The organism is Streptomyces sp. NPDC006510, assembly GCF_040611955.1.
In the GTDB taxonomy this organism is placed as follows: Bacteria; Actinomycetota; Actinomycetes; order Streptomycetales; family Streptomycetaceae; genus Streptomyces.
This window is the reverse complement of record NZ_JBEXPH010000025.1, coordinates 38627-62656: the sequence shown is the minus strand read 5'-3', so window position 1 is coordinate 62656 and position 24030 is coordinate 38627. Positions and strand designations below refer to the sequence as shown.

Sequence of the window (24030 nt, the reverse complement as noted above, 5' to 3'; positions counted from 1 at the left end):
ATTCCCTGCTCGAACAACTCGGCCGCCTGCATCCGCACCGACTCACGGCGCAGCCGACCCGCAGCGGTCAGCCCGCCCCCATCCGCATACCTCACACACCACGGAATACAGCCATTACGGCGAACGCGTCAGGGACTTCGAGAAGGTTCACCCCAACGGGCCGAAGTCAGTAGGGTGCCCGGCATGAACGCCATAACCCTGCGCGGCGCCACCATCCACTACGACGACTTCGGGCCTGCAACCGGACTGCCGGTCCTCCTGATCCACGGCCACCCCTTCAACCGCACCCTGTGGGCACCCCAGGCCAGGGCGCTGACCGAAGCCGGATACCGGGTCATCACCCCCGATCTGCGTGGTTACGGCCGTAGCAGCGTCACCCCAGGACAGGTCTTCCTCTCCGACTTCGCCGATGACCTTGCCGCGCTCCTCGACCACCTGGGCATCGAGCGGGCGGTGGTCGGCGGCGTCTCCATGGGTGGTCAGATCACCATGGAGTTCCATCGCCGTCACCCGCAGCGGGTGCACGCCCTTGTCCTGTCCGACACCTCTGCCCCCGCCGAAACCGACGAGGGCAAAGAGTTCCGCAACCGCCTGGCCGAGAGACTCCTCACCGAAGGGATGGGTTACGCAGGCGAGGTGATCGACAAGATGCTCGCCGCGTACAACGTCGACGCGATGCCGGATGTCGCTGAGCGAGTCCTGTCCATGATGTGTGCCACCGACCCCCGCGGCGCCGCCGCGGCACTGCGCGGACGGGCCGAACGCCCCGACTACCGCGACACGTTGCCCGCGGTCCGGGAACCGGTACTGATCCTCGTAGGAGCCGACGACGTCTACACCCCCGTTGCGGACGCCGAGGCGATCCACCGCCTCGTCCCCCAGGCAGCCCTGGCCGTCATCGAGAAGGCCGGACATCTGCCCGGCACCGAACAGCCCGAGCGCTTCAATACCGCTCTGCTGGACTTCCTCTCCACGCAGGTGACCGCCCATGCATGAACCGCACCCGCTCCTGGCCCGCTTCACCGACGCTGCCCACGGCCAATTCCCGCCGTGCGGGTCTGTTGACCGACCTGGTGCGCGTGCTGGGGCCCCCGACCACCCCGACACCTTGATCACCCGGGGCAATCCCGCTTCCTGGCGGGGGAGACGGGCGGAATCAACGTCGAATAACGATCGCTCGTGATACACGAACATCGACAGGACATTCCCGCAGGTCGCGACTGTAGCGCTTCCCGAGTACGCGCCCATGTGACGCCTTTGCGGCTTCTCGACCGGGTCGCCGCCGTACGACGCCTCCGTCGATCTCGCGGTCTGCTCGCCGGCCGTCTACCAGCGCATACCGAGCGCATCCAGATCCGCCCGGCGCTGCCCAGCGAGCTTCCCGGCCCGCTTGCGGACGTTATCGAGCCACGTGCCGAGCCTGACCACCACACCGCCGTCAGCGCTGTCCTGACGGCCTGTAAGGACCGCGCCCGCTCCAGCTGCTCAACGTGCTTCCGAGGCACTCGTAGGTGCCCCTCGCGGGCGTGGAACTGCCGCGCCGCTGCCAGGTCGACCGCCCACTTCGCATCCTGCGTCCGCTTCACCGGCCGTTCCTCCTCCCCTGCCGCCTGGAGCCCGAGGGTGTTCTCCAGAAGCCACTGCTGCGCGGCCACCAGCTGCTCCCAGCCGTGCCGCTGCGGGGTGATCCAGCGTCCGAGGTCCTCGCCTTGGGCGACGATGTCGCCCGCAGCCGTCGGGAGCGCCCCGCCGGCCTGGGCATGGTTCCGGACGAGGCGGTAGCAGCGCTGCCACCCGGTGTTCCAGGCCGGGCACCACCCCGGATCGATCGAATCCAGCTCATCCCGCCGCGCCTCGGCCATCGCCCCGGCCGCCGCCCGCAGTTCCTCGTTCTCCCGTGCCCTGCGATCCGCGGCCCGGGCGTTCTTCGCCCACACCCCAATGGGATGCCCGTCCGAGCGGCCCCAGGCCGGTGCTTCGGCACCGGACCGATTCGTGTCCGCCACCGTGTGGTCACGGCATCGCACTGATCCGGGACGGTCTCCTCTCTGTGCTCCACAAGACGGGACCCGCGCCACTCACCGTCCTGACCACCGAGGCAGGGCACAACACATTCGCCGGACTGCCGGTCCGCACCGAAGAGAACGTTGCCGCGGTCTTCACGTCCTACCCCGACGAAAGTGCGTATCGCCGACACCTTGCCGAGGCGCAGGCCCATCCCCTCACCCGGGAGATCCTGCCGAGCATCGGGAGAGAACAGACAGCAGCCTCCCGGACACTGAAGCCGGCACCCACAGGCCGCTCACTCATCTCCTGACGCCCCAGCGCTTCGGTCGGCGCGTGGTGCCCGCCGGTCAGCGCGTCGATCTCCGCGCCGATGTCACGGCGGCGCTTGGCATCGCCGGCCGGCTGGGCGGCGACCGTCCCATCTCTTCGGCTGGCGCGTGCTGGAGCCGTACTTCCGAGACCGGAAGTCACGGCAGGGCCGGCGGACGGACAGAGCGAGGCCGCCGCAGGAAGGATGAGAGAAGACCCGACCCATGCTCGTCGGCTGGCTGGGGGAACGCTATCGATGGAGCATTAGGGGTATATGGGTGTGCGGCGTTCGTGGGATCACCTTCTGGAGCCGCCATCAGGCCGTGGTCTGGTGGCGATCCCGTTCGTGCTGATTGTGACGATCACCGTGCTGGACATCTACACCGGCCGCGATGTCCAGCTGGGGCCACTGCTGGTCATCGCGCCCGCTCTGACCGCCTCCCTCGCCGGGACACGGCTCACCGCTCTCGCCGGGGTCCTGGCAGTGGCGGCCCAAGTGTTCATCGCTGTCTCCCTCGGCGGACTGACCACGCCCAACCGCATGGCGCAGATCATCGCGCTGACCGCGCTCTCCGCCTTGGTGGTCTTCATGCGGTTTGTGCGGGAGCGGCGCGACCAGGCGCTGAGCCGGGCACGCTCTGTGGCGGAGGCGGCTCAGCGGGTTCTGCTTCGGCCTCCGCCACGCCGGATCGGGCCGCTGCAGGTGGCATGGCTGTACATGTCCGCGCAGGACGAGGCCGAGATCGGCGGTGATTTGTTTGCGTTCGCCCGCGCCGCGCATCCCGCGACCCGGGTGGTCATCGGCGATGTCCGGGGCAACGGGCTGGCCGCCATCGGTGAGGCCTCGCTGGTGCTGGGGGCATTCCGTGAGGGCGCTCACCGGTATTCCACCCTCCCCGAGCTGGTAACCGCCCTCGTAGACAGCGTCTCCCGGAACCTGGAGGACGTGGCGGACACCGAGCACGACCTCGGCGAGCACTTCATCACCTGCCTCGTCCTGGAGATCCCCGACGACGCCCCGTCGGCCGCCGAGGTGATCAACTGCGGGCACCCCCCGCCTCTGCTGGTGCACGATCAGCGGGTCACGGTCCTGCACGCCCGACAGCCACTGCCTCCGCTGGGCGTGTGCGAACGACCGATTGAGGACGACCGCATCGACCCGTTCACCTTTACATGCGGTGACATGCTCGTTCTCTACACCGACGGTGTCATCGAAGCCCGCTCGCAGTCCGGAGCGTTCTACCCGCTCGCCGAACGAATCGCCTCCTTCCCCACCAGCAGCCCCGACACTCTGCTGCACCACATCCACCGCGATCTGCTCACCCACATCGGCGGCCACCCCGCCGACGACGCCGCCCTGCTGGTCATCGAACGCACCCCGTCCCACCGACCACACCTCACACCCCATCCCATTGGTCACCACCGGCACCAGCTCAGTGGATCGCCCCCGCCCTCCGGCCGCTGAACCCAAGAACCGGGCGACCCCGGTGGGTGGTGTCGGGCCGGCGGGTGGTGTCAGGCCCATTCCACACCGAGCTCTGCGAGTGCGGTGTGGTGTTCGGGAGTGAGTTTGGCCCGTCTCGTGCGGGCCCTCTGCCCGCGGCTGGACCGCCTCACAGAAGCCCTCCCTGCTGCCCCACTGACCTGATGGGATACTCGCGTAGCCCCGCAGCCCCGTAGCTGCACGCCGGCCAGTGGGGTCGCGGCGGAGTCGCGACCCCAGCGTGACCAGGCCCCCGGAGGCGTGGGATGCAGCGCCACGGGGCCTCGAACCAGCGCGACACCAAATGGTGGCCCCACACCGCGGGGATGTCCGTTGCCACTCCGTCGGCCCACCACCATGTGGTGCGGGAAGCCGATGCGCAGCACGGGGGCGGTAGCGGCGACGGAAACCCAGGGCATCGACCCGATCGACCACCACCCGCGCCGCCGCCACCAGGCACGCGTGTGGCTAGGATCATCCATGCGCTCAAAGTAGCAACTTGATCACAATGCGTTACAGTCGCCGCAGTCGCGCTCGGCTACGGCCTGTCCCAGCGCGCCCTGATCGCCGTCTCCGCCCGCAGCGGCGATGTCGCGGAGCCGATCCCACCCACCGCCTCGCCATGCTCGCCCGCAGCGGCCTCCAGGCCCTCGATGAACCGACAGTGCGCGCCGTGGTTCGCCAGGCCGTCCGCGACATCCGCACCGCCCCGCCACCACCACCCGTCGATCCGCCGACGGATCCAGCGCTCGCCGCGCTGCGCCGTCAACGACCTCGCCGCCAGCACGTACGCGATCGGGGGAACTGATGCGCCAAGCGACAACCCCGGTGCGGAGACGAGCCAGCTCACCTGGGCGCCGAAGGCGGACGAGCGGGACCGGATCGACTTCGTTTTCTACCACCCGGACCGGCGTCTCCGGCTGCTCGACAGCGTGATCGTCGGCCCCTCCACCTCGATCGCACGTAACGAGCGCGTAGCGGAGTCCGGGCGGGACAAATTCTGGGAGCCGAACTGGACCTGGCCTACCGACCACAAGGCCATACTCACCACCTTCCGGGTGTCCACCCGCCACTGACTGGCCTCGTCGGCTGCCGGCCAGAACAGGTCTGTGTCCAGGCCGGCAGCGAACGAGGTTCAGCACCGCGATGCGATCCGCGCCGGTACCGGCTCGACGACCTGAGAGGCCGGCCCCCAGCCGATGGTAACGCTGTTTCCCATCGGTTACGGTGTTACCCATGAACAGGCTCTACCAGGACGCCCAGCGCCTCGGCCAGGAAGCCGTGCGCGTCGTGATCCTCGACCGCGCCATCAACCTCCTGGTCGCAGGAGGCCCTTCGGAACTGACCATGCGACGGCTCGCCGCCGAGATCGGAGCGTCGACCAAGGTCCTCTACACCATGTTCGGCGGCAAGGAAGGGCTCGTCGACGCCCTCTACCGGGAGGGATTCGCCCGGCTGCGCCGCGCTCAGCAGAACATCGAGCGCGCCGCCGACCCATTGGCCCATCTCAACAACCTGGGCACCGCATACCGCGAGCACGCACTGGCCGAACCCGCCTACTACCGGGTGATGTTCGAGCAGACGCTGCCCGGATTCCAGCCGAGCGCCGAAGCTCTCGCCGTGGCCGAAACCGCCTTCGACGCCTCGGTCGAAGCGGTCGCCGCCTGCATCGACGCCGGCATCTTCCCCAACGGCGACGCCACCGAGATCTCGAAGATCTTCTGGGCCGCCGCACACGGAGCGGTGAGCCTGGAGATCGCCGGGCACTTCCCGCCGGAGCTCGCCACCCGCCGCTACGAAACGCTGATGAAGGCCGTGGGCCAGGGACTCCAGGCAGGCACCTCATGAACGCCACCCGCACGATCCAAGGACGGACCTTATGACTACGGTCAACCGCTACCTCGCTGGAAATTTCGCCCCCGTCGCCCAAGAGATCACGGCCCACGATCTCCCCGTCACCGGTCGCATACCCCCGCACCTCGACGGCCGCTATCTGCGTAACGGTCCCAATCCGCTGGGGGTGGAGGACGCGGCGACCCATCTCTGGACCCTCGGCGAAGGCATGGTGCACGGCGTCCGCATCCGTGACGGCCGCGCCGAGTGGTACCGCAACCGCTGGGTCCGTTCCACATCCGTCGCCGACCGGCTCGGTGAGCCGCGCCGCGGAACCCCCGTCGACCACCGGATGGACTTCGCCCCGAACGTCCACGTCGTGGGCTTCGCGGACCGTACATTCACTCTCATCGAAGGCGGCATCCGTCCGTACGAACTCACCTACGAGCTGGACACGATCGGTCCCTGCGACCTCGGAGCGACCGCCGAGGGCTTCAGCGCCAACGCCCACTCGATCTTCGACCCTCGTACCCGTGAGCTGCACTCACTCGCATTCCTCTACGGCTCCGACAACGTCCAGCACATAGTCATGGACGACACCGCCAAGGTGCTCCGGACCACCACGATCCCCGTGCCTGGCAACCCCTACATGCATGACTTTGCGCTCACCGAGCACCACGTGATCCTCTTCGACTCACCGGTCGTCTTCAGCCCCGCCCACCTCACCACCGGAATCCCCTTCCGGTGGGACCACGACCGCCGGGCCCGAGTCGGGCTGATGCCCCGCGAGGGCGGCCCGGTGCGTTGGTTCGAGGTCGCACCGAGCATGGTCGGCCACACCCTCAACGCCTATGAGGACGGTTCGACGGTCGTCGTCGACTTCATCCGGCAGCCCGAGGGCTTCGACATCAGGAACGTCGGCATCAGCCGCCCCACTCCGCATCGTTGGACGATCGACCTGAGCACCGGTGTCGTACAGGAACTCCAACTGGATGACCGTATCCAGGATTTCCCCCGAATCAATTCCCGGCACACCTCCCGTCCCTACCGCTACGGCTACGCCGCTGCCGTCGAGCTCTACGCGCCGCCCGCGGGACCCGACGACGACCGGCCGGACGAGGGCTTCGGCAACGCATTTCTCAAACACGACCTGGAACGCGGCACCACCGAGGCCCACGAGTTCGGTCGGTACGCCGCGGTCGGCGAAGCCGTGTTCGTTCCGTCCGAATCATCCAGCGCGGAGGACGACGGATACCTCATGGCGTACGTCCACAACCCGGAACGCGGTGCCGCCGACCTGGTGATCCTTTCCGCACAGGACTTCACCGCGGACCCGGTCGCCGTCATCCACCTGCCGGTACGAGTCCCCCTCGGACTCCACGGCAGCTGGGTACCGGACACCCGGTCGGACCACCCGGCCGCCGGCTGACGGCCCGGCGGGCCGGCCGGCCCGCCGGGCGTTCCGGAGCCGACGAATTACCGGAATTCATGGACCAGTTGGATCTCGCCGACGATGTGGGCGTTGAAATCGTCGAGATCTTCGGCGGGGACCCACAGCTCAAGGATCGTCCGCCCGCCGGCCTGCTGGACGGGGTAGCGACGCAGGAACTCCGACTCGACCTCGAACCGCGTGACGAACCCGGCTCCGTCGTGCTTCACGTTCCAGTCCCTCGCGATCCTGATCGCGTAGTCCTCGTTGAGGACCGGGTAGAAGATGGGCTGCTCGGGAAGACGAGGCGGCCAAGCACGCCAGTTCAGTTCCCGGACCAGATCCAGCTCCTTGGGGCCGGTCGGGCGCCAGAGGGTCGTCGTTGCTTGCCGGCTGGTCATGAGAATCGCTCTCTGAACGTTGAAGGCCGCCGGAACGGCTGGTCGGGGGGGATCGGACGATACCCGCACGGCAGACCGGTCGCCACGACGTTTCCGTATCCCTGCCCTGCCACTCACTGGCACGTGAGTGTGGCCGGTCGCTGTGGCCGGTCGCTGTGGCAGGCTTCGGTGCTTCGGTGCTTCGGTGCTTCGGTGCTTCGGTGCTTCGTGTGGCGCGGTGGCCGGTACGCCAGTGCTCGGCTTGAAGTCATATGTGCGGGAATTCGGCCCGCGCGGCGCGATCCGGCAACCGGAGTGGGCGTCGGGGCTCATGCGCGACTACTACTGACCGGGGCACAGCGGTGCTGCGGCGGTGGCCCCGCCGACGGCAAGGAAGGACAGTCGCAACTCGGGTGTGCGGCGGGTGGCGTGTGCCTGCCGAGTCCGACTTCGCGCTCCGGCGAATGGCGTAACCGTCGCTGGGCCGTGCTCGTGTTGATCAATAACCTGACGCCCGGCGCGTGACCTCGCGCCTGACGGACAGAGAAGGCGAGCGACTCCCAGTGGAACTCCCGATGTTGCAGCGCATGGCCTGGGTGACCGCGGCGGCTGCGCTGCTGACGATGCTCGGCAGCGCCCCGGCCGGTGCGGACGGCGAATGGCAGAAAGTCGGCGGTGACGCCCGTAGTGGAGTCAGCGGTCTTGCGTACGAAGGCCGCACCGCGGACGGGGAGGGGGTGCGCGTGCTGGCTGTGCACGACAACAAGCGGTCCGGGCAGCGGCGTCTGTCCCGGATCACCCACCGGGAGGGCTCCGACGGGGTCTCCCCGATGGCCTGGGACGGACCGGAACCCGTCGACCTGGAGGCCATCGAGGCCATCCCCGGGATGCCGGGGGAGTACCTGGCGCTCGCCAGCCGCGGCATCGTCTACCGCCTGAAGGTCACCGGCTCCACGGCAACGGTCGTCGACTACTCGCCGCTGCCGGGGATCGGCGAGGGCGACGACTTCGAGAGCTTCGCGGTCGTCGCCAGGGGCGGGAAACTTGCCGCCTTGTGGGCGGACCGGGGAGCCGGTGCGGATCGTCCCGCCACGCTGTACGCGTCGCCGCTGTCGTTCGCTCCGTGGGGGCAACCGCAGTTCGGCGCCGTGACGCGCCGGACCTACCTGGCGACGTACCCGACCAGCGAGGGCACGCGGCACATCTCCGACATCTCGGTGACCGGCTCCGGCCGGATCATCGTGAGTTCGGCGGCGGACGCCGGTGACGACGGCCCGTTCGACTCCGCGGTGAGCGACGCGGGCCGGGTGACGGTGTCGGCCGCCGGCCAGGTACGGGTCACGCTTGCCTCGGTTCCGACCGTGCTCGGGATGTTCCCGCAGTACAAGATCGAGGCAGTGGAATGCCTGCCCGGCTCCTCCGACGCCCTCCTGGGCACCGATGACGAGAACCTTGGCGGTTACGTGCGGACCATGCCGTTCTGCGGAGCCTGACCCCGTCGCCCTGCCCAGCCCGCCGCCTGCGCGTGTGGATGGTGTGGGCGGGTTCGGGTGGCTCGCATGATGTGACGCCGGTTTCCAGGGCCCGGATGGGGGTCGTGGAAACCGGCGATGTCGTACGGGGTGGCTGCGGGCGTCCCCCACCGGGCGGCAACCCGGACGTTACGCGGTGGGGATGGTGCGGGCGTAGGTGAGGAAGGTTGCCCCGGACTTCAGGACGGTGTGGTCGGTGAGTTCCCAACTGCGCGGGTCGAATGTCGCTTTGTGGGAGAAGAGCGGGATTCCGCTGCCGATGGTCATCGGGCTCAGCTTGATGATCAGCGTGTCGATCTCGGAGTACAGCGCGCCCGCCAGCTCGGCGCCGCCTACCAACCAGATGTCCTTGCCGTCCTGCTGCTTCAACTCCTGTACCGTCGCTGCCGGATCGTCGGCAACCAGTTCAACGGCCGGGTCCGGGCTCTCGCTGAGCGTCCGGGAGAACACCAGATGCCGCAGGTGAGGGTATGCGTCGGTCAATCCGGACCGGAGACCGATCTCGTAGGAGCGCCGCCCTTCGAGGACGGTGTCGAAGTGTGTGCCGGCAGCCGTGACGGACAGCGCGGCACGGGCCGGGCCGGGCAGGGTTTCCGGATACTCGGTGATGAGGTGCTGAAGGTAGTCCTCGGGGATCGGCCAGAAGCCGTCCGGACCGGTGGGGTCGGAACCGTCCGGTCCCGCGATGAAACCGTCGAGAGTGGACGCGATGTAGTACACAAGTTTACGCACGGACGACCTTCCGTTGATCGAGTGGCAGTGGCAGTGGCAGTGGCAGTGGCAGGGCGAGTGGCGAATGGCGAGCGGTGTGAAGCGGACGCAGCCGTACGGCCCAGTCCCTGGAAGCTCCATGATCACTGTGCACCTGTCACTGAGCAAGGGCTGCTCAAGGGCGCGAGCCAGTAGATCCTGACGGCCGACTCGCCATCCACACCAACGTGTTGATCAGCGGCATATCGGCCCGGTAGTCCCAGCTCGGACACCAGGGAACAAGTAACCCGTCGGTGGGTTCTCACGGGCTTGCCGCTGCCGTTTGCTGGCGCTGGGGCGCCGGGTCGGGCCGGACGGAGGGCAGGGATCGCCGCCTTCGTCGACCACGCCTCGGCTGCCGACCACGCGTCGCGGGCCCCGATGCGGGAGTGGCCGTCCGCCGCAGATGTCGAACGCCGTGGCGGCCGAACTCCGCACGAAGCACCGGCGGTTCGGCCCCGCACCCCATGAGGACGGAATGTATTGCTTCGTCGTGCGTGCCGAGGGGGTGGCCGAGGACCGCACGGTCCGTCCGACCCTTGAGGAGTTCACACAACGGCTACGGGAGATCGCCGGCACCGACTTCGGCGTGCACTCACCGCGCTCCCTGTCCCGCTTCGGCGACGCCACCCGGCTGGCCGAGCGCTACCGTGTCGGCCGGGTGCTGCTGGCCGGCGATGCTGCGCACATCCACCCACCGATCGGCGGGCAGGGCCTCAACCTCGGTATCCAGGACGCGTTCAATCTCGGCTGGAAACTCGCCGCCGAGGTCGGCGGCTGGGCCCCGGAGGGGCTGCTGGACAGCTTCCACACCGAGCGGCACCCCGTGGTCGCCGACGTGCTGGACACCATCCGCGTGCAGGTCGAGCTGCAGTCCCGCGAGCCGGGCCCCCAGGCAGTGCGGCGCGGCTGCTACGGTGCCGGCATCGTAGGAGTCATGGGAGCAGCAGGAACGACACCGGAACCGCAAACCCCAATGCAGAGCGTCCTCACGTCTCTGGGTGAGGTGGCGTGCCGTTATCAGGCGGACGAGATACGCCTGGGGGACCTGCCGGTGATCGCGGCTGAGGCACTCGCGGCCGGGCTGGACACCCCGACGCTGTGCGAGCTGGCCGGTTGGCCTCGCAACGCGGATGCCCGCGATTTACGCGATGCGTTCGAGCAAGCACTTTCCGAGTCCGGAATTGAGTTGCCCGATCCGGGCTTGGCACGGCGCCACGCTCTGCGCCGGCTGGCGGCGAGACTCATCGGTGGAGAAATCGCTCCCGCCGACCTGGCGACGGACAACTGGTGGGAGACGGAGGTCGAAACCGCGGAGGAGCGATCGTTCGTGTCGCTGATCCCGGAATGCGGGTGCTGCATTGAGTACACGTTGGGGCTTGACCAGCGGACGTGGGCGGCCCGATTGCGGATCGCCGCGTTCGCCCTGACATCGTCTCCGCCGATCGGCCCCGGCTGTTGACTGCGTCCGGCCTGCTCACCCTCGCCAAGGGCATGGACCGGTCGAGCAGACTTCACTGAAGTGGCTGTTCAGAGGCCTGCTCCAGCAGCGCCCGCACGGAGATCGCCTAGTGCACAGCGGTCCTCTCGTCGAGCCCGGGCACCTAGGCGAGGTGGAGCGGGTCGGGCCCGTGGGGGAGAGCCTCTTCGAGTTGCCGGTCAACGCGGGGCCGCTCCGGCGTCGCGTCCTGACCGCGCATCGCGGCGCTGATCCAGGGGTTGCCGGCGCGGCTGGTGTTGGTGGCGGTCTGGTTGTTGATCAGCAGGTGGAGGGTCGCGGTGTTCGGCCACCGGTTTCGCCGGTGCTCCAGCCAGTCCAGTAGCGGTTACTGAGCTGCTGCACTTTCCGCCTGTCGCCGCGGTTGAAGAACAACGGCAGCAACCGCCTGTACCGTCCGGACGAGGCCGGTTGTCGACCGGAGATCGCCGAGCAGTAGGCTCATTCCGCAACACGACGCGAAGGGGAGCTCAGTGGCGCGGGTTGCAGTGATCGGTGGGGGTATCAGCGGGCTGGGGACGGCACTCATGCTTGGCCGGCGGGGCCACATGGTCACGTTGTTCGAGCAGGATGCGCGGGAGGCCGGGGAGGACCTGAACCGGGACTTCTTCGACTGGGACAGGCCCCGAGTCCCGCAGGCCATCCAGCCCCACTCGTTCCTCGCGCCGGTGCGCACCGTGTTGCGCACCGAGGCCCCTGACGTCTACGCGGACCTGCTGGCACGCGGAGCCCGGGAGTACCACGAGTTCGACTGGTTCGGTGAGCATCCGCCGCATAGGGCCGGCGATGAGGACTTGGTGACCCTGCGCACCCGCCGCATCGTGCTGGAGGCCGCCTTGGCCGCGGCCGTGCGGCGGGAACGCACCGTTGATGTGCGGCGCGGCTGCTGGGTGCGCGCCCTCACCATCGGGAAGGGCCGCCCTGCCCGGGTCACCGGCGTGCAGGTGGGCGCGGAGATGCACCAGGCGGACCTCGTCGTCGATGCGTCCGGTCGTCGCTCGCCGGTTCCCGCCTGGCTGATCGCGGCCGGATGCCGCCCGCCCGTGGTCGACAGCCACCGCACCGGGATCGCTTATTTGTGCCGCTGGTACCGCCTGCGTGCCGACGGCCCGCGTGACCCCGGGCGGGTGAAGACCGGCTCGGCCGCACCGTTCGCGCTCGCCGGCGTCTTCCCTTCCGACAACGACACCTTCGCGGCGAGCCTGGTGCTCTCCACGGGTGATCCAAGCCGCGGTGCGCTCACCGACCCCGCCGTGTTCGAAGCCGCCGCCCGCCGCTTTCCCGCCACCGCCGCCTGGCTCGACCTGGCCCCCGAACCACAGTCAGCCGTCCTGGCGATGGCCGGCCTGGACAATCGCTGGACCGCCCTCGCCGACGATGACGGACCTGTCGTCACCGGCCTGGTCAACGCCGGGGACAGCCTCATCCACACCAATCCCACCTTCGGCCACGGCGCGGCCCTCGGCCTGCGTGCCGCCCAGCACGTCGCGACCCATGTCGATCGGATCGCCGCGGACCCCATCGACTACCACACCTGGACAGCAAAGACCCTCCGCCCGTGGTTCGACGCGCAGGTGACGGCCGACCGCGCCGACGAGCAACGCCTCGCCGAGAGTTCACCACCCGCAGACCGACGGGCTGCCGCCCTGGCCGCCTGCGCCTTCGACGACCCCGTCGTCATGAGAGCCCGAGCCCAGGTACGCCATCTCCTGCGACCGGCGGACGACGCCTACGGCACCGACGAGGTGGACCGACACGTCACCGCCTGGCTGGCTGCCCACCCGGACTTCTCGCCAAAGCACGACGGCCCGACCCGAGATCAGTGGGATGCACTCATCCCATCTCGTCCTCCAGTTGCTGTGTGAGCACGACACGTTGAACGTAACCCGGCTCGACCGGCTCTCCCGCTCGGTGCTGCATCTGGCGCCCCTCGGCGCCGAGCTGCGCGCGCACAGGATCGGCCTGCACGTACTCACCGCGGACCACGCCGCGCTCGCCCACTTTTGCTCGCTGCTCCAGCGGGCTCCTTGATCACCGAGTGCTTCTCGGGCCGAGTGGGCACGGCTGTCGCCGTTCTTGCCGGTCGGCAACAGGCGTTTGGGAGGTCTCGGTGGACGCCGTTTCACGGGGGTAGATCCTTTAGGGTCGTTGTATGTCGTGGAGTGAGGCGGAGTACTCCGAGTATCTGCGGGACGAGCGGCGTCGCTACGCGTGGGTGATGAGACGGCACGGCGATCTGACACCGACTGAAGCTCGGGCGGCGGCCTTGGATCGATACCCCTACGAATCGAGCGATGCGCCGTATCGCGGGCTCATCTTCCATGACGAGGCGTGGCACTGGGCGATGCTGGCGATTCACGGAGATCGGTACACGGTGGAGTATCCCGAGCTGGCTGGGCCGTCAGCTGAGTACATGGCTCTTGAGTGAGCAGCCGAGCATCGGAGATTCTGCGTAACCCCGCACGACACGACATGAAGCTCGGCCCTCAGGGACGGTTGCGAGGGCTTGCCAGCCCAGGCCCGTACCAGCCCCGTTCCCGGCTCCGCTCCCGCCGGCTGGCGCGAAACCTCCCTTCCTCCTGCACGGCAGGAACCGCATCCGCCCCTGCTGCGTGTCCCACCGTGAGCACGTCGACTGACATGGGCAGCACCCGTTGTGCCGAGGGCGACATCCTCGACGCTTCATGCCCATCAACAAGTTGACGGACTGTCACAAGTTGCCTCGGAGTGGGCGTGTACGAGGGAGTGCATGGCATGGACAGTGGGTCAGGCGGCGGGCACTACCACAACAACGCTGGGCCGGGGGGATATCCCGCGTGGACACCACCCGTTCCGAGCCGACCGCCCCGGCCACCGCGGAAGTCCGCCTGGCAACGGCCCTGGGTGCTGGTCGTCGGAGCACTCGGGCTGGTACTCGCCCTCGTCGCCGGGACGCTGCTGTGGCAAGCGGTGCGTCCTGAGGAAGCCGAGGAGAACCAGGCTCCCTTCTACCTCGCTGTGCACAACCTGGCCAACGAGCCCGTGACCCATTACACGGGCTCCGCTCCCGACGGCACATCATGGGACGTGACCGCCACCGACGGCGACGAAGCGCAGGGTGAGATCACCGTCGACGGGCGCCGGATCGGTGTCCTGAAGGTCGCCGGGAAAACCTATGCCAAGCCCCCGCAGGACATGCTGACCGACCTTCCCGACGGGGTCTCGGCCTCGACGCTGAAGGGTAAATGGATCACCGGTGACGCCCGTCTGACCCGCGCGATGGCGAACGTTCCGGGCTCTCCCGCGGCGCTCGCCTCCCGGCTCTGGGCCGGATTGGACCAGGTCGGCGAATTCCCGCACACCGATGCCGAGACGGTCCGGATCGGTCGCGACGAGGCATTGTCGGTGGCGACTCCGGAAGGGGTGCTGTACGTCACGGCCGCCGCCCCGTACCGCATCCTGCGGCTGGCACCCCGCAGCACCAAGAGCGGACACACCACCGCCGCGGCATCGAACCGTACCGGCCTGGTCACCGCTGCCGTGCGACCCTCCGCGGCCGCGTACTCCGGAACTGACCGGCAGGCGGCTCCGGCCGGTCAACCCCGCCTCGGCAGGGTGGACTTCGCTCCGATGTCCCCCGAGCACGTGGGCAGGGCGTACGACGACCTCATCGACGGCACCAAATCCCTGGGCGGTGCCGTCGACCTGGGCGTCCGCTTCGACTTCAACCAGACCGGCAACCTGAGCTGCTCGGAGTCCTGCACCGTCACCGAGAACGTCGTCACCTCGACGACGGCAGTCCCCGGCGCCAAACTGTCCGGGACGGTCGACGCCACGATGACGGCCCAGGTGACCGTCAACGGGGGATCCGGGGGAGGGTGCTCGCAACGCACATCCCTGCCGCTCAACGGCAGCGGGACGATGAGGTGTGTCGCCTCGGGAACCGCGCCGGTCGTCCGGAGGATCAAGGCGGAGAAGCAGCGGGAGGCGAACGCCCGGGCCCGTGCGACCGGCCGGTCCGTCCGCATTCCGTACACGCTCGACTTCCGGGCCCAGGTCCAGATCATGGCGATGGCCATCGGCCGGGCCGAGATCGAGAAGAAGGTCCGGGACCAGCAGGCGGAACGGGGCCGGGCGGTCGAGACCGCGAAGCAGAACGCGGGCCCGAATCCGGACTGCGGCAAGGACAGCTTCGAGGCGGGAACCCCCGTCCTCACCGACGCCGGCCCGGAACCCATCGAGAACATCAGGACCGGGGACAGGGTCCGCAACGACATGCCGGGCAGCGCCGCCCTGCAGGAGCACACCGTGGCCGGGGTCGTGGTCACCGACACCGACCGTGACTTCGTCGAGCTCACCGTCTCCGGCCCGCGCGGCGCGGGAACGGTCCGCTCGACCGCCCACCACCTGTTCTACGACGCGACCACCGCGGCCTGGACCCGGGCGGCGGACCTCGAACCCGGTCACCGCATCCAGACGACGGGGGGAGGGAGCGCGACCGTTCAGGAGGCGCGTGCGTACAGCGCCACTGTGCGCACGTACAACCTCAGTGTCGACGGCGTCCACACCTACTACGTGCTGGCGGGTGACACTCCGGTCCTGGTGCACAACTGCGCGATGAAGCGCGACGCCAAGAGCCTGAAGGGAGTGAAGGTTCCCAGGCAGTACGAGGGCCTGGACGTCGATCACGTGCGCAGCAATCACTTCCCCGGCGGGGCGGGCGTGACCTCCAGGAAGGACCTGTGGCCGTCGGGCATGACCAATGAGCGGCTCGAAAACATCGCTCGACAGGCGCTGGGGAACAACCCGAAGGTCGTCGGGTACGACCCCCAGACCCGGATGATCCAGGGCTCGGCCGTGGTGGAGGGTAAATTGGTGCAGTTCCAGATCCCACGGGGCGGAGGCACCATGAGGTCCATCTACCCGCTCGTCCCCTGGCGTGACTGAGGGGGACGGACGGATCCGGACGGGTTCGACGTGGAACGGTTGGGTGTGGAACGGATCGTCGCGGACTGATCGACGTGGGTGGGTTGACGTGAACGGGTTGAAGATCACCATCGCAAATCCGGTGGTGTCTCCGCGAGAGCCGCTTCTGGTTTCCGGTGAAGTCTGGTTCACACTCGGGGACAAGGATTTCCCGGCAGCCCACTGGACCGACTCACCGGTCTCAGTTCTCGGTTCGCTGTGCGAGGCGATCGACAGCGCCGAGAAAGGTGAAGTCGGAGAGGTCTATTTTTTCGACGGTCCGTACTACGTGAAGCTGGTTCCCGGTCCCGCCGATGGCCGGGGAGAGGTCGAAGCCATCGCCGTCTGTGACCGCGCGGGCCAGATCTCCGGAACCGGAGAAGGCGTCGCCGAGGCGCGCTGCCACGTTTCGCTGGACAGCATGCGCGCGCAGTACACGAACCTTCTCGGAGACCTGGAGGGGTGGGCGCGGCAGCACGGCCATGCGGAAGTGGCAGAGCAGCTGTCACGGATGGTGCGCCATCCACGGAGGACCTGAGCCGAACCCGGCGATCGTGACCAGCCGCTCCAGGGCGAGGGCACACCTGAGGCCTGCACGGATCCCGGCACCCCGGGATCCGTGCAGGCCTCGGTCGCGATGGCACCTTGATCCTTCCGACCCCGTGCCTGTTCAATCAGCGGATGACTGAGTTCGATGCCGACCTGGGCGCCTGGGCCGCGCTGCCCGAGGGCTTGCCTCCCCGCGAGAGCATCGCCAATGCATGGCTGCGCGGCCTGGGCTCCAACCGGGGCGCTCCGGCGGAGGTGCTGATCAGCCTCTTCGACGCGCGGAAGAAGCCCTTCGTCCGTTTCCTGTACCGCGATGACCTTCCGGCCGGTGTACTGGACGCGGCGGTCGTCCACCCTGCGAGGGAAGTCCGTGGCTCCGCAGCGGAATCAGGGCGACTCTCGCCCGCGCAGTGGAGCCGGCTTCTTGCCGCCACAGCGGATTCGCCGTTCCGCAAGGCCCTGGCGGACTTGGCAGAGGAGCAGGCGGCGGAGAAAGCGGCGTACCGGGAACCCGGCGTACGAACTGGTATTGACCCGGCGCCGGACCCCGAGTCCCGGCCGCCTTCGGGCCCGGCCGAGATCGCAGCGATGGCAGCCACCGTTCCTGACATCACCGCCGATGACCGCACGTACGCGGTGTGGTGGATCGCCGCCCTCCACGCCGACGCCGACGCGATGCGCCGGCTCGCCGCGTCGCCGAACCTACGGATCCGTCGTAGTGTGGCCCGCGCCCCGCACCTTCCGCCGGACGTCGTGGACCTCCTCGCCCACGACGAGGACCGCGTCGTGCGCCTTTTCCTCACCGAGTCCTGTGAGGATGCCCCGGCGGACCTGCTCCTGGACGTGTGGAGTTGGTGGTCAGGCAGCTTCTCGTTTCCGGGGCGTCCCCGCAATCACCCGAACTTCCCCCGCCACGACCTCCTGCGCTTCGCCGGGGACCCGGAGCCCCGAATCCGCCTTCTGGCGCTCGACGACTCCGCATCGTCCGCCGCCCTCGTGGAACAGTTCGGCCGCGACCCCGACGCCCAAGTGCGAAGCAGAGCCGCCGGCGACCTACGGCTGTCACCCGAATCCGCCGCCAGGCTGGCCGGCGACGCCGACTACCGTGTTCAGCGTGCAGCCTGGCAGAACCCGGCCCTGCCACCGGAAGTCCTGATCTCCTTGCTCCTCGACGAGGACAGCGTCGAGGACGCCGCCCGGAACCCAACGATTCCGGTGCCAGTCATGCACCGCATGATCGCCCTGGCCGCCGAGCGCCTGACTCCTTGACACCGTGGTCTGTGGGCCGAGCGCGTTCCCGTACGCTCCGGACATGAGCGAACGTGTCACTGCCAGTGACACCGACGCAGTTGTGCCGATGCAGCGGCGCCTTCGACCTCCAGCGGGCAGCGACATGCTGCCGCATGTCTACCGCATCACGAAGTACGACCCCGCCGACCGCGGTCAACACGGCCACTACATCGGCGCCGAGTCCGCGATCAGCGACCAGGGACCGGTCGAGGCCGCCTACCTGATGGCCGTCGCCGCCTTCGCCGAAGATACCGGTTTCGATCAACTGGCCATCCATGGGCCGGAGATCGGCGGCTACGCCCGTTTCGGCCCGGAGCCGGCGGCCGATGGCCAGGCCTGGCCGGCCTCATCCTGATTCCCGCCTTTCGCGCGAATCTTCACAACAACTCTTTCGAAACAACTGTTGTAGGTCTATCTTCGGCGCATGGCCGCCTCATCCACCGCATCCTCCGAGTCCTCGGAACGGGACATCGAGCTCGACACCGCTGCTCTGCGCGTACTCGCTCATCCGTTGCGCCTGAACGTGCTCACACTGCTGCGCGAGCGCGGGCCCTCCACCGCCACCCTCGTCGCCGACGAACTCGGCATCAACCCCGGCGCGGCGAGCTACCACCTGCGTCGCCTCGCAGCGGGCGGACTCATCGTGGACGAGCCGGACCGGGGCACCGGACGGGAACGATGGTGGAAATCCGTCCACCGGCAGTCGATCCACGATCCCGCGGCCGCGGAGCAGCGCGAGGCCGGGCGCGCGTATACGCAGGCGGTCGCCGTGGCCGCTGCTGACCGACTGCGCAGGGCCGCGCAGGAGGTGGTCCTGCTGCCTGAGGAATGGCTTGACGCCACTGTCTACAGCGACTTCCTTCTGTATCTGACTCCTGGCGACGTGGACCGGCTGAGGGCCGAGATGTTCGAGGTGATCTCCCGCTACCGTCATGGAGAGAGCGAAGCGCCTGAAGGATCCTCTCCGGTAGTGCTGCAAGTGCAGGCGTTTCCGGTGCCTGGTACGGTCCTGCCGCCGGCCGGTGAGGCGTGAGCGCACACGGCATGGCCGCGTCCGCGCGGCCTGCCTACCGGGACGTCAATGTCCTGCGCTGGCTCACCGCGTACACGGCATCGGTCACGGGTGACGTCGTGTACTTTCTCGCCCTGTCCTGGGCTGCCACTCGTGCCGGCGGGCCGTCGCAAGTGGGCCTGGTGGTCGCGGCCGGGGCGCTTCCCCGGGCGGTGCTCATGCTCGGCGGGGGCGTGATGGCGGACCGGTTCGGGCCACGCCGGGTTGCCGTCGTCAGCGATGCGATCCGCTGCGCGGTGATCCTCGCCGTGGCCGCGGCGGTCATGCAGGCATTCCCGAGCGTGTGGCTGCTGGTCGCGGTCGCGTTGATCTTCGGCGTGGTCGACGCGGTGTTCATGCCGGCGGTGGGTGCGCTCCCGCCGCGCATCACGGCGCCTGAGCAACTCGCCCGGGTTCAGGGGATGCGCGGACTGTCGATCCGGCTGAGCAACGCCGTCGGCCCCCTCCTGGCGGGATCCGTGCTGGCGGTCGGCGGCGCGGCCGGTGCGTTCACACTCGCCGGTGTTCTCTTCGCCGTCTCGCTCGGCATTCTGCTCACCGTGCGGATCGCCGTTCCGGCCGAGGTGTCCCGACGCGCCTCCGCCTGGCGCGAGTTGGGTGACGGCTTGCGGTACGTCCGACGCCACCGGATGCTCGCACCACTGGTCACGGTGATCGGGCTGAGCGAGATGTGTTTCAGCGGACCGGTCGCCACCGGCCTGGTACTCCTGGCAGACGAACGCGGCTGGGGCGCCTCGGGCATGGGATGGGTGGCGAGCGCGTTCAGCGTCGGTGCCGCGGCCGCGGCGTTGCTGCTCACCGTGTCGTCCCGGATACCGCGTGCCGGGCCGGTGATGTCCGGTGCGTTGCTCGTCACCGCTGCGGGAGCGGTCGCCCTGGGGCATGCTCCCTCACTGCCCACCGCCGTGATGTTCGGCGCCTTGATCGGTCTGACCAGCGGGTTCACGACCACTGTGACCGGTGCCCTGATCCAGACGGAGACCGACCCCCGATACCTCGGCCGGGTCACCTCGGTCACGACCCTGTGCACGCTCGGCCTCGCACCCGCACTCTTCCCGGTCGTCGGCATCACGGTGGCGCTGTGGGGAGCGGACGTGTTCTTCGCCGGATGCGGCGCGATCTGCCTGCTTGCGGCAGCGCTCGGCCTGGCTGTCCCCGTCCTGCGACGCGCCGAACTCCAACCGTCCGGGTCCGCCGCGCCGACCGCACGGTAACCATCCTGCGGTCGCGGCGCGGAGAGTGCCTCGTCCGGCAGGAACACACAGACGCGCATGTCGAATCGAGAGGCAGACCAGTGCTCAGGAACCTGCGTACGGTCACCCGCCGAGGGCGGCTGCGGCGTCGCGTACCAGCGGATCCGGGTCGTCACGGCGGAGGTGCCTCAGCAAGGCGGTATAGCGCCCGCGCTGTTCCGCGTCCAGCGGTGCCTGGGACAGCACGACGAGTGCGTGGCGCCGTACGACGGGTAGAGCCGAGGACAGTGCGGCGAGCGCCGTCTCGGCCTCGTCCGGGTCGATCGCGCAGAAGCCTCTGCCCGGGGCGAGCTGCCCGAGGACGGCGGCATGATGGTCCGGATACGCCGTCAGAGCGTCCTCCAGTGGCGCGTAGTCGAGGGGACCGTGGGCGCCGTGGTCGCGGAACGACGTGTACGGTGCGGCCAGGCCCCGGGCCGCCACCTCCTGCGGAATGCTGTCGAGCCGCTTCACCACCAAATCCACCCGGCCGAGACGCGAGAGTGCAGCCGCGGCCCAGGCCCGGTCCGGTTCGCCCAGGCGTTTGTTCGTCATGGTTCGTTCCAGCGCGTCGGACACCTCGGTCGATGCGATGCCGATGTCGGCCAGGAGCTTCGCCCAGCGCCATCCTTCATGCGAACGGTTCAGACGCGCCAGCGCGGCGGGGACGGTGAGCGCACCGAGCACACGGAGCGACTCCAAGGCCTGCTCCGACGGCAACGGCGAGCTGTGCGACTCGACGATCGCGACGAGCTCGCTCACCTGCTGTTCCGGAGGCAGCGCGGCCAGCCGGTCCGCCTCGCGCAGCTCGGCGTCAAGTTCGGGGAAGTGCTGGGCTACCTGAGTCCGAGTCAGACTCAACGGGACGAGCTCCCACGCCTCGTCCATCGCGACGACGACGAAGTCCTCGTCCACGATCCCGTCGGCCACCAGCTGCTCCCGCGCTGCCGTGCAGGCCCGGGCAGCGGTGTGCAGGTAGCGCTGGTGGACCGTATCCCAATGCCGGCCGTCCCCGGCCGTCGCGGCTGCCTCCAGTCGGCCGGCCCACTCCTCCTCGGCCGCTCCCGGGTCGAGTTGCCACGGCCAGTCCGCCGGGCTCCACCGCAACGCCTGAGTATCGAGCGGGTCGGTGGCGGCGACTGCGAGCCACTCCTCGCTGGCCACGCCGACGAGCGTCCAGGCGATGGTCCCACCGGACTCGGCGTAGAACTCATGGACGGCCGCGCCGTAGACGCGCTCGTCGGGATGCTCGACACGCATCCGGTGGACGAAGCCGACGACCTGGCCCCGAATCGCCGCTTCGAGGCCAGCCCAGTCGAAATGCATCCGTGGACTCTACCAAGGGAGTGAAGGCATCGACCGGCGTGTGCGCCACCCAACGACGGGCCACGGCGAGGCAGGTGCCCCTTCGATCGCGGCAGTGTCGGCAAGAGTGTTGGCAGCAGGCCGGTGAAGGGGGCATGCCGCCTGGGGCACGGTCCGGCGGCGCGAGATCGAGGCACGTGTACGCAAAGGGCTCATTCCGGCCTCGTCCCGAGCCGCTCGGCCAGGAAGGCGATGATCTCGTCCCGGGCCTGCACGGTGGGGTGGCCGGTCTCGTCGACGAGGTGTGCCGTGACGACGCTGTGGGCGCAACCGACGACGTCGCGGAAGAAGGGCGGGGGATTCGTGTTCGCCTTCTCGGCTTTGAGTACGCGACCGTCAAACGCGTCCCCGAGCAGCGCCCGGTAGGCCGCGAACCGCTGGCCGGTGCACCACCTGTCATGGTCGAAGCGGTAGGCGAGAACCTTCAATCCGTCTCGCGCTACGCGTTCGGCCACGGCAGCAGCGTCTTCGTCGCTGATCTCCAGACCGCCGGGGTCGTCGAGCGGAAGCGACGGATGGTTGACCACCGGTGCGATGACAGCGGGTTCGAGCGCCATGGTCAAGGCGAAGTTGCCGGTAAAACACAGACCGACGGCGCCGACGCCGGGCCCGCCGCGCTCGGCGTGTGCCAGGCGGGCGAGGCCGCGCAGCCATGTGACGACGGGGCTGGTGCCTCCACCGGCGAACGCCCGGAACTCGGCGCTCACACACGCCCGTCGAACGATGGTCTCTTGTGCCTCGGCGAGCGGATAGGCACCGTCGACGCCGAAGAGAGAAGGCAGGTATACGGAGAAGCCGGCATCGCGCACCCAACGCGCGAACCGCGCGACATCGGGGCTTATACCCGGCATCTCGGGCATGAGGATGACCGCCGGTCCTGACCCGGCAACGTACACGGTCTTGTCGACGTCATCGACGCTGACGGTTCTCCGCGAGAAGTCGTCCAGGGGGTCGCGCCGGCCTTGCATGATTGTCATGACCGAGATGATGACGAGTGGCCGCCCTCCTGAGGAGCGGCGGTATCGCCAGGTATCCCGCTAATATCGCCATCCGTTCAAACGTGCCGGAGGGGCAGCATGGATCCGCTTCGAGTTGGTGTGCTGGCCTATCCCGGCTGCTTCGCGTCGGAGGTATTCGGAGTCCCCGACCTGCTGGCGATGGCCACTCACGTCGCCGCGGCGCTGGGGGCGGACCAGCCGGCCTACGAAGCGTTGGTCGTCTCGCCCCGGCGGCGTGTGATCGCGTCCGGCGGCTCGGTCATCGACGTCTCGGCGGTCCGTCCCGTGGACGTCCTGATCGTGCCGGGCTTCGAGCTTTCGCCGACGCTCGATCTCGACGCGACACTCGCGGACCTGGGGCCGGAAGTGGCGTCGATTCGATCGCAGGCGGCCTCGGGGACCGCAGTCGTGTCGATCTGCGTGGGCGCCTTCCTGGTCGCTGAAGCCGGGCTGCTGTCCGGGCGCGAAGCGACCACGTCCTGGTTGTTCGCGGATCGGTTCGCCCGCCGGTACACCGATGTGCGCCTCCGCCCGGAGTGCCTGGTCGTGACCGACCGGGGGGTGACGACCACGGCGGCCTTCAGTGCCATGTACGACTTCGCGCTGCAGTTCATCCGTGAGCACGACAGCCCCCACATCGCCCGCAGCACCGCGCGTATCGCGCTGGTCGATGACGCACGCTCCACGCAGGCCCCCTATGTCGACTCGGGGCTCATACCCACTGCGGGCAGGGACTTCTCGCGCAGCGTCAAGCGGTGGCTCGACCAGAATCTCAGGGCGCGCTATGACCTGCCCACCCTCGCCCAGGAGTTCCACGTGAGCACGAGAACCATGCTCCGTCGCTTCGGCGACGAAGCCGGCGAGTCGCCGCTCGCGTATCTCCAGACGGCCCGGGTGCGGCGAGCCAGACATCTGCTGGAGACGACCGACAGGACCGTCGCGAGCATCGCCGCCGACGTCGGGTACCGCGACCCCGGGGCGTTCAGCGGCATCTTTGCCAGACACACGGGCCGACGGCCGAGGGAGTACCGCGCGACGTTCGGTCGTCGCTGTGACCACCAGGGGCAACCCGGCGAACGGAGCCTTGAGACCCGCCCGGATGCGGGATGGGAGACGACTGCCTAGAAGGCGGGGCCTTCGCCTCCTCGGCTTCGAGCGGCCTCGCTCGGGCACAGGGGGGCGTACGGGAGAGCGTCCCCGTGTCGTCGCCCCGTCGCTGGATCGAGAGCAACGTCGCCGCATTCCGGCAGCCCGTGTCGACGGCGCAGGAACCCGCCCGGGCTCCCGCGCCGTCAACACCCCCGCCCGGCTCCTGCATCGTCAGGAACCCGCCCGGGCTCCCGCGCACTCAACAACCCG

The 24030-nt window shown here is 68.9% G+C and carries 20 protein-coding genes and 2 pseudogenes; 17 read left to right on the top strand and 5 right to left on the bottom strand.

Annotated elements, in window-relative coordinates; all coding sequences use genetic code 11:
• Window positions 1-95 (bottom strand): annotated as a pseudogene (locus ABZY11_RS11360) (transposase); the annotation flags it as partial.
• An 88-nt stretch (window positions 96-183) separates the two neighbouring features.
• On the opposite strand from ABZY11_RS11360, the gene ABZY11_RS11355 reads away from it, so the two are divergent.
• The 5 genes from ABZY11_RS11355 (at window position 184) to ABZY11_RS11335 (ending at window position 7061) form a co-directional block, all read left to right on the top strand.
• A complete protein-coding gene (locus ABZY11_RS11355; protein ID WP_356478902.1) occupies window positions 184-996 on the top strand; it encodes an alpha/beta fold hydrolase in 813 nt (270 codons plus the stop codon).
• Between the two features lie 1666 nt (window positions 997-2662).
• Window positions 2663-3781 carry a PP2C family protein-serine/threonine phosphatase gene (locus tag ABZY11_RS11350; RefSeq protein ID WP_356478901.1) on the top strand — a complete coding sequence of 373 codons (1119 nt, stop codon included), beginning with the start codon at window positions 2663-2665 and terminating at the stop codon, window positions 3779-3781.
• Window positions 3782-4452: 671 nt separating this feature from the next.
• The gene (locus ABZY11_RS11345; RefSeq protein WP_356478900.1) at window positions 4453-4875 is read left to right on the top strand and encodes a hypothetical protein; all 423 of its coding nucleotides are present in this window, start codon (window positions 4453-4455) and stop codon (window positions 4873-4875) included.
• Window positions 4876-5035: 160 nt separating this feature from the next.
• Window positions 5036-5647 (top strand): TetR/AcrR family transcriptional regulator, encoded by a 612-nt coding sequence (locus tag ABZY11_RS11340; protein ID WP_356478899.1) that lies wholly within the window; start codon window positions 5036-5038, stop codon window positions 5645-5647.
• Window positions 5648-5678: 31 nt separating this feature from the next.
• Window positions 5679-7061, top strand: coding sequence for a carotenoid oxygenase family protein (locus tag ABZY11_RS11335; protein WP_356478898.1), 1383 nt, complete (start codon window positions 5679-5681; stop codon window positions 7059-7061).
• Window positions 7062-7108: 47 nt separating this feature from the next.
• On the opposite strand, the gene ABZY11_RS11330 is transcribed toward ABZY11_RS11335, so the two are convergent.
• A complete protein-coding gene (locus ABZY11_RS11330) occupies window positions 7109-7462 on the bottom strand; it encodes a hypothetical protein (RefSeq protein ID WP_356478897.1) in 354 nt (117 codons plus the stop codon).
• Between the two features lie 554 nt (window positions 7463-8016).
• Between ABZY11_RS11330 and ABZY11_RS11325 the strand changes: the two genes are divergently transcribed.
• Window positions 8017-8934 (top strand): hypothetical protein, encoded by a 918-nt coding sequence (locus ABZY11_RS11325; protein WP_356478896.1) that lies wholly within the window; start codon window positions 8017-8019, stop codon window positions 8932-8934.
• A gap of 168 nt (window positions 8935-9102) precedes the next feature.
• Here ABZY11_RS11325 and ABZY11_RS11320 read toward each other — a convergent pair whose 3' ends face one another.
• A complete protein-coding gene (locus ABZY11_RS11320; RefSeq protein ID WP_356478895.1) occupies window positions 9103-9705 on the bottom strand; it encodes a dihydrofolate reductase family protein in 603 nt (200 codons plus the stop codon).
• Window positions 9706-10135: 430 nt separating this feature from the next.
• Here ABZY11_RS11320 and ABZY11_RS11315 point away from each other — a divergent pair.
• The 10 genes and pseudogenes from ABZY11_RS11315 to ABZY11_RS11270 form a co-directional block, all read left to right on the top strand.
• A pseudogene (locus ABZY11_RS11315) lies at window positions 10136-10630 on the top strand (FAD-dependent monooxygenase); the annotation flags it as partial.
• A 1064-nt stretch (window positions 10631-11694) separates the two neighbouring features.
• A complete protein-coding gene (locus tag ABZY11_RS11310; RefSeq protein ID WP_356478894.1) occupies window positions 11695-13086 on the top strand; it encodes an FAD-dependent oxidoreductase in 1392 nt (463 codons plus the stop codon).
• A gap of 10 nt (window positions 13087-13096) precedes the next feature.
• Window positions 13097-13252, top strand: a complete 156-nt coding sequence (locus ABZY11_RS11305) for a hypothetical protein (protein WP_356478893.1) — start codon at window positions 13097-13099, stop codon at window positions 13250-13252.
• Window positions 13253-13373: 121 nt separating this feature from the next.
• Complete coding sequence (locus ABZY11_RS11300; RefSeq protein ID WP_356478892.1) at window positions 13374-13649, top strand: hypothetical protein; 276 nt, start codon at window positions 13374-13376, stop codon at window positions 13647-13649.
• A 326-nt stretch (window positions 13650-13975) separates the two neighbouring features.
• The gene (locus ABZY11_RS11295; protein WP_356478891.1) at window positions 13976-16147 is read left to right on the top strand and encodes a polymorphic toxin-type HINT domain-containing protein; all 2172 of its coding nucleotides are present in this window, start codon (window positions 13976-13978) and stop codon (window positions 16145-16147) included.
• 88 nt (window positions 16148-16235) lie between these two features.
• Complete coding sequence (locus ABZY11_RS11290) at window positions 16236-16703, top strand: hypothetical protein (RefSeq protein ID WP_356478890.1); 468 nt, start codon at window positions 16236-16238, stop codon at window positions 16701-16703.
• 143 nt (window positions 16704-16846) lie between these two features.
• The gene (locus ABZY11_RS11285; protein ID WP_356478889.1) at window positions 16847-17983 is read left to right on the top strand and encodes a hypothetical protein; all 1137 of its coding nucleotides are present in this window, start codon (window positions 16847-16849) and stop codon (window positions 17981-17983) included.
• Between the two features lie 43 nt (window positions 17984-18026).
• On the top strand, window positions 18027-18359 hold the full coding sequence (locus ABZY11_RS11280) for a hypothetical protein (RefSeq protein WP_356478888.1): 333 nt from the start codon (window positions 18027-18029) through the stop codon (window positions 18357-18359).
• Window positions 18360-18428: 69 nt separating this feature from the next.
• Window positions 18429-19037, top strand: coding sequence for a helix-turn-helix domain-containing protein (locus ABZY11_RS11275; RefSeq protein WP_356478887.1), 609 nt, complete (start codon window positions 18429-18431; stop codon window positions 19035-19037).
• 11 nt (window positions 19038-19048) lie between these two features.
• Complete coding sequence (locus ABZY11_RS11270) at window positions 19049-20290, top strand: MFS transporter (protein ID WP_356478907.1); 1242 nt, start codon at window positions 19049-19051, stop codon at window positions 20288-20290.
• 102 nt (window positions 20291-20392) lie between these two features.
• Here ABZY11_RS11270 and ABZY11_RS11265 read toward each other — a convergent pair whose 3' ends face one another.
• Window positions 20393-21634, bottom strand: a complete 1242-nt coding sequence (locus ABZY11_RS11265) for a DUF4303 domain-containing protein (protein ID WP_356478886.1) — start codon at window positions 21632-21634, stop codon at window positions 20393-20395.
• 191 nt (window positions 21635-21825) lie between these two features.
• Window positions 21826-22641, bottom strand: a complete 816-nt coding sequence (locus tag ABZY11_RS11260; RefSeq protein ID WP_356478906.1) for a dienelactone hydrolase family protein — start codon at window positions 22639-22641, stop codon at window positions 21826-21828.
• 108 nt (window positions 22642-22749) lie between these two features.
• On the opposite strand from ABZY11_RS11260, the gene ABZY11_RS11255 reads away from it, so the two are divergent.
• Window positions 22750-23796, top strand: a complete 1047-nt coding sequence (locus ABZY11_RS11255) for a helix-turn-helix domain-containing protein (RefSeq protein ID WP_356478885.1) — start codon at window positions 22750-22752, stop codon at window positions 23794-23796.
• Window positions 23797-24030 lie beyond the last annotated feature (234 nt).